This window comes from Thalassolituus sp. ST750PaO-4, from assembly GCF_020320405.1.
In the GTDB taxonomy this organism is placed as follows: Bacteria; Pseudomonadota; Gammaproteobacteria; order Pseudomonadales; family Oceanobacteraceae; genus Venatoribacter; species Venatoribacter alkanivorans.
Map to the genome: position 1 here is coordinate 594,278 of NZ_JABVCB010000007.1, position 12,423 is coordinate 606,700.

Below are 12,423 nucleotides of genomic sequence, written 5' to 3' on the forward strand. Positions count from 1 at the left end.
TGTCTATCCCGCAGATGGGTTTCCCGGCTGGTTTCGCTACACTGTATTGCAGAGGTGAACCTGCGTATGAATGTTGAGTTTATTAACCCGTTTGTAGAAACAATCAATAACATTCTGGCCACCATGGCATCCATGAGCTGCGAATACGGCAAGCCTTATCTGAAAGAAGGGCGTCAGCCTTTAGGTGTGGTTACCGGTATTATTCCGATGTCAGGTGACAGTGTACGTGGCTCACTGGCCATCAGTTTTTCTGCCGGCGCCATTATTAAAATCAGCAGCAGTATGCTGGGTGAAAGCATCGCCGAGGTGGACGAAAGCTGCCATGACCTGACCGGCGAGCTGACCAATATGCTGTCGGGTGGTGCGCGTAAGCTGCTGTGGGAGAAAGGCTATGACTTTGACATGGCCAAGCCCGGTATTCTTTCCGGCGAGATGGATATTCCCCATGAAACCACCGGCCCGGTGCTGGTGATCCCGTTTGAAACCAGTGCCGGGCCATTTTTTATTGAGGTGGCACTGTCCTCCAGTCTGAAGCGTGCAGTACTGAATGCCTGAGTGGGGCTGTCATAACAAACCGGCATCTGCCGCATTGCTGTCCCACAGTATCACCTGGCTCCCACGCTCTGCGTGGTAGCCTTAGCTAGCACAGTTGCATTCCCACGCGGAGCGTAGGAACGAGAGAAGTTTTCCCCATTAACATCGTCGTTCGTCATTCATTTAGCCCGCTACCCATCTGCCCGGAGCAGATGGGCGCGAAGCCCGCAGGGTCAGGAACATGGATGTTCCTGACATTATCACTCCTCTCTCCTTGTTCTGAGAAAACTGGCTCTCAGCAGGCCGGATTCACTTAGTGTTGACAGGCCCTGGTAAACCGGCGTTATGCCGGTTTTTTTATGCCTGTCGGGTGGTTTTGATTCTGGCCTGAAATGTCCTCGGGCAGGGCTTGTTGTTTAGGCAGAAGAGAATAATATGACGGTTCGTCAATTTTCGACGGATCGTCAAAATGAAGTGGTTGTTAAAGTATATTTCTCCCGAGCGACAGCAGCGTCTGTTGCAGCAGATTCAGCAAATGTTGCGTGCCGGCACTACTCCGGCTCTGTGTCAGGCTGGTGATTCTGCCGCGCCGTTGATGGCCGATAAACGCCTGTGGATGGCCAGTGAGTCAAGCTCCGAAGGCGGCAATAAGCCGCTGTTTCCGTTGTTTTCCGGCAAACTGGGCGCCGGCAAAGCCGATTGCCCTCTGGGTCTGCGTAAAAGCAAAGCCGAAAAAATTGCTGAGCGTGAACAGCAGTTGCTGGATATTGCCCATGAATTGCTGAATCGCGATGGCTTTGCCGATTTTTCGATGGATAAGCTAGTGCGTGCCAGTGGCTATTCCAAAGGCACACTGTATAACCATTTTTCCAGTAAGGAAGACTGCCTGTCGGCGCTGTGTCTGCGTGGTATGGCAATGATGGAAGATATGTTCAGCCGTGCTGCTGCATTTGACGGAACCTTGCGGGAAAAAATACTGGCAATGAACGTTGCTTATCACCTCTATGCCAGCCTGCAGCCAACGTTGTCGCTGGCTGTTCTGTCGGCGAAAACCCCCTCATTTACCGAAAAAACATCCGCAGCCCGAAGTGAATTAATCGATGAGTGTGACCTGCGTGTTACCCGCATAGTGGATGATATTTACCGTAACGCCATTGAGCAGGGCTACCTGCAGGACAGCCCGGAATTAACCGTGGAATTAATGGCATTTATCAGCTGGGCGCAGGCATTTGGTCTGAATGCACTGATGACAACGGCCTGTGATATCACCGCGGTCAGCCGCGCGTTAGGAACCAATGTTGCTCTTATCAGCTGTAATATTCTGCTCGATGGTATGGGCTTTAAGCCTCTGTCTTCAGAGTGGGATTATCAGGCCAGCTGGGAACGGGTCGAACGCGATGTATTTGCGCCGGAAATGGCGCAGTTAGGTGCTTTGAAATAACTGAACCATTAATAACTACAGGGAAAGCGTATGAAAACACTCTGGTTAAACACCATATTGCGGTATCCGTGGATACTGCTTTTATTGTTACTGGTGCTGGCGTTTGGTGCTTCGTTTGGCGGTAAGAACCTTTATTTTCGCGGTGATTATAAAGTCTTCTTTTCGCATGATTATGGCCCGCTGCAGGACTTTGAGGAGATGCAGCGCATCTTCAATAAAAACGACAATATTTCGGTATTGGTCGTGCCGCAAAATGGCGATGTATTCACCAACGAAAATCTGACTTTATTAGCAGAGCTGACGGAGCAGGCCTGGCAGACGCCATTTTCCAGCCGCGTCGATTCGGTGGTGAATTTCCAGCATACCTGGTCTGAAGACGACGATATGATCGTTGAGGATCTGGTACAAAATCCACAGGGTTTAACCCCTGCTGAGTTACAGCGCATCCGCAATATTGCCATTAATGAGCCGAATCTGAATGGTGGTCTGGTGGCCGCTGACGGCCGCGCTGCGGTGGTGAATATCACCGTGCAGATACCGGATACCCCCAACAACACCGCCGAAGTGATTGAAGTGGTCGATTTCGTTAAGGGGCTGACCAATGAACTGAGCAGCCGCTATCCGCAGGCGGCGTTTTATCATACCGGTGTGATTCCGATGAATTACAGTTTCGCCACCGAGGGTCAGAAAGATATGGCCACCCTGGTGCCGGCGATGCTGGGACTGATTGTGTTAATGCTGGCCGTTATGCTGCGCAGCGTGCTGGCCATGCTGGCAACGGTGCTGGTGCTGATATTGACCATCAGTGTGACCATGGGATTGGGTGGCTGGCTCGGCTTTTTCCTGTCCACCGGCACTATTAACGTACCGATTGTGGTGATGACACTGGCGGTGGCTGACTGCGTACATTTAATAGCTTCGGCACAATTTGCAATGCGTGAAGGGCGTTCGCGCAGCGAAGCCATACGTTTTGCCCTCGATCTGAATTTAATGCCGGTATTTATTACCAGTGCAACCACTGCAGTGGGTTTCCTGACGCTGGTGCTGTCGGAATCTCCGGTGCTGGCCGACTTCGGTATTCTCAGCGCGATTGGTGTGATGGTGGCGTTTGCTCTTTCAGTAACCCTGTTGCCGGTATTGTTGCTGCTGTTGCCAGTGCGGGTAAAAGTGTCGCCTGAGCACCATGGCGGTATGGAAAAATTCGGTGGCTGGGTGGTGCGTCATCAGCGCACGCTGTTGCCGGTTACGGCGTTGTTGATGCTGATTTTCGGCTCGCTGGTCACGCTGAATGTAGTGAACGATGAAGCGACCAAGTACTTTGCCAAAGGCACCGACTTCCGCGATTCGGTGGATACTCAGGAAGCTTATCTTTCCGGTACCCAGACCATCGATTGGGCACTGTATACCGGTGAAGCTCAGGGCGTGAATGATCCAGCTTTTATCGCTAAAACCGAGGCCTTTGCTGAATGGCTGCGTCAACAGCCGGAAGTGGATCATGTGACAACGCTGTCGGATACTTTTAAGCGTCTGAATAAAAATATGCACGGTGATGACGAAAGCTATTACCGCATTCCACAGGATCGTGAGCTGGCCGCGCAATATCTGCTGCTGTATGAAATGTCGTTGCCCTACGGACTGGATCTGAATAATCAGCTGAACGTGGATAAATCCTCGACCCGCCTGACCTCGACCCTGAAAAATCTGGGCAGTAAAGAAATCGTCGCGCTGGAAGACCGTGCCCGTGCCTGGTTTGCGGAAAACGCAGCCGGTATCCGCCTGACGGCGGCCAGTCCGGGACTGATGTTCTCGCATATCGGTGAAACCAATATGGACAGCATGATCATCAGCATGATTGCGGCATTGATTTTAATTTCGGCACTGCTGGTGGTGGCATTACGTTCATTGCGTCTGGGGGCGATCAGTCTGATTCCGAACCTTGGCCCGGCGCTGGTCGGTTTTGGTATCTGGGGGCTGATTTCCGGTGAAATTAACCTGGGCCTGTCGATTGTAGCCTCGATGACACTGGGGATTATCGTTGATGATACCGTGCATTTCCTGGCCAAATACAAACGTGCCCGCGATGATGGTAAAGACGCAGAAGCGGCGGTACGCTACGCATTTTCCAGCGTTGGCCGTGCCTTGCTGATTACTACCGTGGTACTGGTGGCCGGATTCTCTATGCTGGCATTCTCAGCGTTCCGCCTGAATTCCGATATGGGACTGGCCACAGCGCTGATTATTTTTATTGCCTTGTTGGTCGACTTCTTCTTCCTGCCGGCATTTTTATTGCGCCTTGATAAAAATAATCAGGCACACTGTAACGCTGAAGAACAACAAAAAGCCCGGCAAGACGTACAACAAGATCCAAATCCTGCATCCATTCTCACAGGGGAAACATTATGAAGATTTTTCTGAGCCTGATTACGGCATTTACTCTGGTCAGCCCGCTGGTTGCGCAGGCTGATGCGGCACAACCTGCTGCTGACGCGGCAGAGAAGGGGCTGGCCATTGCCAAAGACCGCAAACAACGTGATCTGGGCTGGGGCGACAGTGAAGCAAAAATGACCATGACCCTGCGTAATTCCCAGGGTGAAGAAAGCGTACGAGAAATGCGCCTTAAATCTCTCGAAGTGGTGGATGACGGTGACAAAGGCCTGACCATTTTTGATGAGCCGCGCGATGTGAAAGGCACCGCGTTTCTGAATTTCTCGCACACCGGAAAACCGGACGAACAGTGGTTGTATCTGCCGGCGTTGAAACGCGTTAAACGTATTGCTTCACGCAATAAATCCGGTCCGTTTATGGGCAGTGAATTTGCGTATGAAGATATGAGTTCATTTGAACTGGAGAAATACAGCTTTACCTACCTGCGTGAAGAAACGCTGAACGGTGTGGTCTGCCATGTGATTGAGCAGATTCCGGCAGATGAATATTCCGGTTATACCAAGCAGATTGTCTGGCTGGATACCGAACACCTGCGTGCACAACAGGTTGAGTTTTATGACCGTAAAAAGAGCCTGCTGAAAACCCTGAATTTCTCTGGTTATAAACTGTATAAAGATAAATTCTGGCGCGCCGATGTGCTGACCATGGTGAATCACCAGAATGGTAAAAGCACCGTGCTGAATACCGCCGAGCTGCATTTTGATACCGGCCTGACGGATGCCGATTTTAACGATGCCACGCTTTCCCGCGTACGCTGAGCAGGAGGGCGCAATCGGTATGAAACGGCTGATAACCATCACGTTACAGAGCAGCGCCCTGATTGCGCTGAGTGTTAATGCCAGTACCAGCGCCAGCGCCGGGCTTATGCCCGACCTGGCCCTGCAGGGCGCCGTTGAAGGGCGCCAGTTTTTGCAGGAAGCGCAATTTCCGCAACAGGAAGACAGCGTGCTGTCAGTCTGGGCAGAGCCTGAGCTGGTGTGGGAGTGGGGCGATACCCAGCGCCTGACCTTTAAGCCTTTTTATCGTTATGACAGTGCCGATGACGAGCGCAGTCATGGTGATATCCGTGAGCTGATGTGGCTGACCTACGGCTCCAGCTGGGAAGTGCGTGCCGGTATCGGCAAAGTGTTCTGGGGCGTAACTGAGTCGCAGCATCTGGTCGATGTTATTAACCAGACCGATCTGGTGGAAGCACCGGACGGCGAAGAAAAACTCGGCCAGCCAATGGTGCATGCGACCTGGTTGCATGAGATCGGCACGCTGGAAGCCTTTATTTTACCGGGATTCCGCGAGCGCACTTTTGCCGGCGAAAAAGGGCGCCTGCGTTCTGCTTTGCTGGTCAGTGACGAGGCTGATTATCAGACGGCGGAAGAAAAAGAACACGTCGACTGGGCACTGCGCTGGAGCCGCTCGTTTGAAGTGGCGGAGGCACCGCTGGATTTAAGCGCGGCCTGGTTTCAGGGCACCGCCCGTGATCCTTTTTTAACTCCGGATATCACCCTGAGCGGCAGTGGGCCACAGATAACCGGATTAACGCCGTATTATCCGCTGCAGCGTCAGCTGGGCATTACCGCGCAGGCAACGGTGGATGCCTGGTTATGGAAGCTGGAAGTTCTGCGTCGTGATTTCGATGACCATGTGGCTGCTGACCTGAAGACACTGGGGGTAGCCGGCATACAGGATTACAGCGCCGCAGTGGGTGGTTTTGAATATACCCTGGTGGGGCCTTTTGCTGAGCGCTGGGACAGCGCGCTGGATGTTGGTCTGCTGCTTGAATATCAGTACGACCAGCGCGGCAACGACGCGGCTATGGCACAGAACGATGTGTTTGCGGCTACCCGTCTGGCATTTAACGATGCCGACTCCAGTGAAATTCTGGCCGGTATTACTCAGGATCTGGATTACAGCGGCAGCCGCGGGGTTATGCTCGAAGCCAGCACACGTCTGACGGATTTCACTACGTTAAAAGTGAATGGCTGGATGTTTATGGCTGATGATCAGGAAGATACGCTGGCTTACAGCCTGCGTCAGGATGACTATATTGAAGTCAGTCTGAATATTTTTTACTGAGCAGCCATGCGTTGAATGGCAGTTGTGTGCAGCGAGGGTGTGTGGCGGGTACGGGTAAAGATGGGTAAACACCATTTTCATCTTTTCCGCTGCGCGCCTATTATGCGCCTTTTCACTGCGGAGAAGTCTCTGTGCGCTTTATCATCAGGGTTCCGTGGCGCGGCACTGCGGCGGTGGCGGTTTTAGCACTGGCCGGATGCGCCAGCGTTACACCGGTTGAACCACCCGAGACAGCATTACCGGACATTTTTACCGGCCAGAATAATAACGCCGGTACTGAGCAGAGCAGCATCAGCGTTAACCGCTGGTGGCAATCCTTTAACGACCCGCAACTCGACCAGTTTATTGCACAGGGACTGGAGCAGAATTACAGCCTGCAGGCCGCCTGGGCGCGCCTTGCTCAAAGCCGTGCGCTCTGGCGGCAGAATGCCAGTGGCCAGTATCCCGATGTTAACGTTTCCCTCAGTAAATCCCGCAGCTGGCGTGAAAGCACAACCAGCGACTTATGGTCGGCGGGTATTTCCACAGAATACGAACTCGACTTTTGGGGGCGGGTTTCCGCTCTCGATGAGGCCGGCCGCTTAACCGCGCTGGCGAGTCATGCCGCAACACGCACTCAGGCTAATACGGTCGCCGGGCAAATTGCCCTTAACTGGTTTGGCCTGATTAAAGAAGGGCAGAACCTGACATTGCTGCAACAACAACAGGCGCGGGTTCAGTCGGCGTTACAGGTAATCCGCGGGCGTTTTCAGCGCGGACAGGCGGCGGTTTCCGATGTCTGGCAGCAGGAGCAATTACTGGAATCCATTAATGCTGACCTGATCAGCGCCGAAGGCCTGCGCGACAGTTACCGCCAGCAGCTGGCTGTGTGGATGGGGCACAGTGAATGGCTGTCGGCGGCGGCGCTGGAAAACAGCGAATTGCGCGCTTATCAGACGCAATCCTTGCCGCAGCTCGACACCACACCGTTAACCGTACCGGTCAGTGCCTTACAGCAACGCCCCGATGTGCAGCAGGCCTTCTTTAAGCTGCAAAGTGCCAATGCCAGCCTTGCCGCGGCCGTCGCTAACCGTTACCCGCGTTTTACCCTCAGCGCTTCTTACAGTGGCAGTGACGAAGATCTGGGCAAGGTATTTGATAACTGGCTGACGAATCTGGCCGGTGGTCTGGTGTTGCCCTTAATTGATGGTGGCAACCGCCGTGCCGCCGTTGCACAACAGCGCGCCGCAGTAGATGAGAACCTGGCGTTGTATCAGCAGGCATTGCTGGACGCCGCGCAGGAAGTACAGCAGGCGCTGACTGACGAACGTCAGAGTCAGGCGCTGGTGGTCAGCCTGGAGCGACAACTGGAACTGGCCAGCAAAACCGAAGCCTTCCAGAACAACCGCTATCGCAAAGGCGTCGGCGACTTTCTGGCCCTGTTAAATGCGCAGCAGGATGTGATCAGTCTGGAGAAGCAGTTGTTAAATGCCCGCTGGAGCCAGCTGCAGAACCGTATTCAGTTATACAAAGCCGTCAGTCATGGCGACTTCAGTAAAGAGGAAACACCGTCATGATGAGTGCACGCCGTCATCGTCGTCCGGCTTCAGGCAATGTTCTGCTGGTCGCGCTGGTTTTACTGGTTGGCGGGGCTTTGGCCTGGTACATCCTGACGTCTGCCCCGAAACCCCAGCGGGTAAAACCCGAAGTTCAGGCACGGCTGGTGGAAGTGACCGCGCTGGAAAGCAAAGATGCCCGGCCATTCTGGCCCACTGGTGGCAAGGTGATGGCGGCCGACAGTGTAACCCTGACCGCACAGGTCAGTGCGCGGGTGGCGGACATCAGTAAGGATGCGTTACCGGGTGCGTATCTGGCCAAAGGCAGTCTGCTGGCCACGCTGGAGAAAACCGATTTTGAACTGCAGGTGCAGCAGAGCCAGGCCGCGCTGACTCAGGCGCAGGCCGATCTCGATATTGAACAGGGACAGGCCGCACTGGCGCGGGAAGAATATGCACTGGCCGCCGAAAAACTCAGTGCTGAAGAGCGGGCGTTAGTGCTGCGTGAACCACAGCTGGCGAAAGCCAAAGCTGCACTGCGTACCGCCCGCGCCAACCTTGATCAGGCGCGGCTGAATCTGGCCCGTACCGAGGTACGTATGCCCTTTGCCGGTCAAATTATGGCGCGTCATGTCAGCGCCGGCAGTCAGGTTGGCAGCAGTACTGTGCTGTTTGATCTGGTCAGTACCGAACGCTACTGGATTGAAGTCAAAGTGCCACGTGCTTTCCTGAACTGGCTCGACAGCAGCGCAGACGCCACGCTGAGCATGAGTGGCTGGCAGGGGAAAACCCGCAGCGCCCGTGTTCTTAATGTGCTGCCGGATGTCGACAGCAGTGACCGGCAGGCCAAGGTGGTGCTGGAGCTGGATCAGCCACTGGCCGCAGGACAGCCGCTGGTGCTGGTGAACGATTTTATTGATGTACAGCTGCCCGGCCGTTTGTTGAGTGGTGCGGTAACCATTGATGTACGCCATCTGAATGACGATGACACCCTGTGGGTGGTGAACGCTGACAAGTTGTATAAACGCAAGGTGCAGGTGCTTTACCGTGGCCGTGAACAGGCCTGGCTGGCGGCGGCCGGGGATAAGAGCAAGGATGGGCAAAACGGTCTGCAGCCTGGTGACCAGCTGCTGCTCAGCCGTATCGACAGCGCTACCGATGGTATGGCGGTACGCATTCAGAACGATATACGCCCACAGGCTGATGGAGCACGTCCATGAGTCTGCGTTATACCGGGCCGGTGGCGTGGATGGCACGCCATGGGGTTGCGCCGAACCTGCTGATGGCATTTCTGATTATTGGCGGCTTTTTAATGTCGCTGAATATCCGTAAAGAATTTATTCCCAGCTACGAAGCCGACATGGTGATTGTCTCGGTTGGTTATGCCGGAGCAACACCGTCAGAAATGGAGCAGGGCGTTATTCTGCCGATTGAAAACGAGTTGTCGGGTATCGATGGCCTGAAAGAGATTGTCTCCACTGCGACTCAGGGCTCGGCCCAGATCACCGCCGAGCTGGAGAACGGCGTCGATCGTCAGCAGGCCTATCAGGATATTCAGCAGGCGGTTAACCGTATTTCTACTTTCCCGGCGCAGATGGAGCGGCCACTGGTGAGAATCGCCAGCCGTTCAATTGATGTGATTGAACTGGCGTTATTCGGTCCGCTGGATCAGTTCGGATTAAAGCGTCTGGGGGAGCAGATTAAAGATCAGCTGCTGGAATCGCCGGACATTACCAAGGTGGAATTACGCGGTATCAACGATGAAGAAATTCACGTTGAAATCAGCCAGAACGATCTGCAGCGTTATGGCCTTAAGCTGAGCGATGTGGCGGCCATTATCGGTAATAACGCCATTGAGCAGAGTGCCGGCAGCGTAAAAACCGACGGCGGCGATATTCTGGTTACCCTCGATGACCGTCTGTACTGGGCGGAAGAATTCCGTCAGATTCCGCTGATCAGCGACATATCCGGTGTGCAGTTACGCCTTGGTGACGTCGCCAAAGTGCGTGACGGTTTCAGTGACAGTAACCGCGAAATTACCTACAACGGCCAGACCTCGATGAGCTTTAAGGTCTACCGTGCGGAAAGCCAGACGCCGCTGACGGTGGTGGAAGCGGTGTACAAAAAGCTTGATGAAATCCGTCCGCAGTTACCACCGGGCATGTCGCTGATCATTACCGACGATGATGGTGAAACCTATAAACAACGGGTGGGGCTGCTGCTGAAAAACGCGGTGGTGGGACTGGTGCTGGTGATGGTGCTGCTCAGTCTTTTCCTCGAATACCGTCTGGCTTTCTGGGTCACCATGGGGATTCCGACGGCCTTTATGGGCGCCATGTTGCTGCTGCCGGGCTGGGATATGTCGATCAATATGATCTCCATGTTCGCCTTTATCGTCGCGCTGGGCATCGTGGTCGATGATGCGATTATTGCCGGCGAAAATATCTACGAGCATATGCAGAAGGGCATGCCTTTTATGGATGCCGCCATTTTTGGTGCCAAAGAAGTCGCCATGCCGCTGGCCTTTGCCATTCTCACCAACGTCGCGGCTTTTCTGCCATTACTGGCGTTGCCGGGCATGATGGGCAAACTCTTTATTGCCATCCCTATTGTGGTGATCAGCTGTTTTATTATTTCCTGGCTGGAAGCCTTATTTATTTTACCGGCGCACCTCGGGCGTATGAAAAAGCGCGATGTATTGCACGATCCGCACTGGCTGGACCGTTTGCAGCAACGCGTGGATAAAGGTCTGCACCGTTTTATTCAGACACGCTATCTGCCATTGCTGGACGGCAGCTTGCGTGCGCCGGGGTTAACTCTGGCAATCGCGGTGGCCATCGCCCTGATTGTACTGGCCTGGCCTATGAGCGGACGTATGGGCTTCAGTATGTTCCCGCGTCTTGAAGGGGAATTTGCCGTCGCCAAGGTCGAAATGCCGCCTAATGCACCGCTCAGTCAGGCACAGCAGGTGCGTGATCTGCTCGAAGCACGGCTGAAAGAGGTGGTTGATCCGATTGAAGCGCAGGGCAAACCGCTGCTGGTCAGTGTGGAAGGCGATATTGAAAACGCCACCATTGAGATTCAGGCCAAACTGGTGGACACAGAAGTGCGTCCGGTATCGGCCAACGAAGTGGTAAAACGCTGGCGTGAGGCCATTGGTGAAATTCCGGGTATCCGCAGTCTGACCTTTGATGCCGAGCGTGGTGGCGGCCCGTCCGGTGGTGCCGGTTTAACGGTTGAACTGCGCGGCAGCAATACCGAACTGCTGGCCACCGCCAGTGCTGAGCTTGGCGACTTTATGCAGCAGCTTGGCGGTGTTAAGGATGTGGCATCCAGCTTTACCAACGGTAAGCCGCAGTGGGATATCGAGCTGAATGAGCGGGGGCGCAGTCTTGGGCTGGAAGCCGATGTGGTGGCACAGCAGATTCGCGCGGCATTGTATGGTGCCCGTGCTTTGCGCCAGCAGCGCGAACGTAATGAAGTGACGGTGCTGGTGCGCCTGCCGCAGGAGGAGCGGGCGTTCAGTGCCGATATCGAGCGGCTGATGATTCTGACCCCACAGGGCGGTTATGTACCGTTGGCAGATATCGCCATTCTGCATAAAGAGCTGTCTCCGGCCAGCATCTCCCGTCGTGATGGTCGCCAGGTGGTGACGGTGACGGCTGAAGTGGAACCGCGCGAGCAGGTGCCGGCGGTGATGGCGGTGCTGCGCGAAGAAGCCTTTGCCGATCTGCGGGCAAAATACCCAACGCTGGATTTTGATTTCCGCGGCCGTCAGGCCGATACCCAGGAGAGCATGAGTTCGCTGCAGTTATACGGCTTTTTCGCCATGCTGCTGATTTACGTACTGCTGGCGATTCCGTTCCGCAGCTACAGCCAGCCATTGCTGATTATGGTGGTGATCCCTTTCGGTGCTGTGGGGGCGATTATTGGCCATTTGCTGCTCGGTTACAGTATGTCGATTATGTCGGTGATGGGCATCGTGGCGCTGGCCGGGGTGGTGGTGAACGACAGTCTGATTCTGATTGACTACGCTAACCGCCGTCGGCAGGAGGCCGGACTGAGTGCGCTGGAAGCGGTTCGTGAAGCGGGTGTCCGCCGTTTCCGGCCGATTCTGCTGACCACCCTGACCACCTTTGGCGGGCTTTCGCCGATGGTATTTGAAACCTCCCGCCAGGCACAGTTTATTACACCGATGGCGGTATCGCTGGGCTTCGGTATTCTGTTCACCACCTTTATCTGCCTGCTGATATTGCCTTCACTCTATGTGTTGCTGGACAAAATCCTGCTGGCACTGGGGATCACTCCGGTACACAGCACGGCTTCTGCGGTCTGATGCCTTGCCTCTGTCCACCTGACGGAAATATCCGTCAGGTGGACAGCCAGCCCGGTAAACGC

The 12,423-nt window shown here is 54.5% G+C and carries 8 protein-coding genes; all 8 read left to right on the top strand.

Annotation, left to right across the window (positions count from 1 at the left end; all coding sequences use genetic code 11):
- The first annotated feature begins 66 nt into the window (after positions 1–66).
- The 8 genes from HUF18_RS08520 to HUF18_RS08555 all read left to right on the top strand — a co-directional run bounded on the left by HUF18_RS08520 (position 67) and on the right by HUF18_RS08555 (position 12,361).
- Entirely contained in the window at positions 67–555 is a 489-nt protein-coding gene (locus HUF18_RS08520; RefSeq protein ID WP_225691867.1) for a chemotaxis protein CheX, read from the top strand.
- Between the two features lie 448 nt (positions 556–1,003).
- Positions 1,004–1,975: a TetR/AcrR family transcriptional regulator gene (locus tag HUF18_RS08525; RefSeq protein ID WP_225691868.1), complete on the top strand. Its 972-nt coding sequence runs from the start codon at positions 1,004–1,006 to the stop codon at positions 1,973–1,975.
- Between the two features lie 30 nt (positions 1,976–2,005).
- A complete protein-coding gene (locus HUF18_RS08530; RefSeq protein WP_225691869.1) occupies positions 2,006–4,378 on the top strand; it encodes an efflux RND transporter permease subunit in 2,373 nt (790 codons plus the stop codon).
- A complete protein-coding gene (locus HUF18_RS08535) occupies positions 4,375–5,178 on the top strand; it encodes an outer membrane lipoprotein-sorting protein (RefSeq protein ID WP_255605926.1) in 804 nt (267 codons plus the stop codon). The genes HUF18_RS08530 and HUF18_RS08535 overlap by 4 nt, the downstream gene beginning before the upstream one ends.
- A gap of 19 nt (positions 5,179–5,197) precedes the next feature.
- The gene (locus tag HUF18_RS08540; protein WP_225691870.1) at positions 5,198–6,490 is read left to right on the top strand and encodes a hypothetical protein; all 1,293 of its coding nucleotides are present in this window, start codon (positions 5,198–5,200) and stop codon (positions 6,488–6,490) included.
- Positions 6,491–6,621: 131 nt separating this feature from the next.
- Complete coding sequence (locus tag HUF18_RS08545; protein WP_225691871.1) at positions 6,622–8,046, top strand: efflux transporter outer membrane subunit; 1,425 nt, start codon at positions 6,622–6,624, stop codon at positions 8,044–8,046.
- Positions 8,043–9,245: an efflux RND transporter periplasmic adaptor subunit gene (locus HUF18_RS08550; protein WP_225691872.1), complete on the top strand. Its 1,203-nt coding sequence runs from the start codon at positions 8,043–8,045 to the stop codon at positions 9,243–9,245. Before HUF18_RS08545 ends, HUF18_RS08550 begins: the two co-directional genes overlap by 4 nt.
- Positions 9,242–12,361: an efflux RND transporter permease subunit gene (locus HUF18_RS08555; protein ID WP_225691873.1), complete on the top strand. Its 3,120-nt coding sequence runs from the start codon at positions 9,242–9,244 to the stop codon at positions 12,359–12,361. The genes HUF18_RS08550 and HUF18_RS08555 overlap by 4 nt, the downstream gene beginning before the upstream one ends.
- Positions 12,362–12,423 lie beyond the last annotated feature (62 nt).

Coding starts and splice junctions, on each gene's coding strand:
- HUF18_RS08520 (WP_225691867.1), top strand. CDS start 67: ATGAATGTTGAGTTTATTAACCCGTTTGTAGAAACAATCAATAACATT.
- HUF18_RS08525 (WP_225691868.1), top strand. CDS start 1,004: ATGAAGTGGTTGTTAAAGTATATTTCTCCCGAGCGACAGCAGCGTCTG.
- HUF18_RS08530 (WP_225691869.1), top strand. CDS start 2,006: ATGAAAACACTCTGGTTAAACACCATATTGCGGTATCCGTGGATACTG.
- HUF18_RS08535 (WP_255605926.1), top strand. CDS start 4,375: ATGAAGATTTTTCTGAGCCTGATTACGGCATTTACTCTGGTCAGCCCG.
- HUF18_RS08540 (WP_225691870.1), top strand. CDS start 5,198: ATGAAACGGCTGATAACCATCACGTTACAGAGCAGCGCCCTGATTGCG.
- HUF18_RS08550 (WP_225691872.1), top strand. CDS start 8,043: ATGATGAGTGCACGCCGTCATCGTCGTCCGGCTTCAGGCAATGTTCTG.
- HUF18_RS08555 (WP_225691873.1), top strand. CDS start 9,242: ATGAGTCTGCGTTATACCGGGCCGGTGGCGTGGATGGCACGCCATGGG.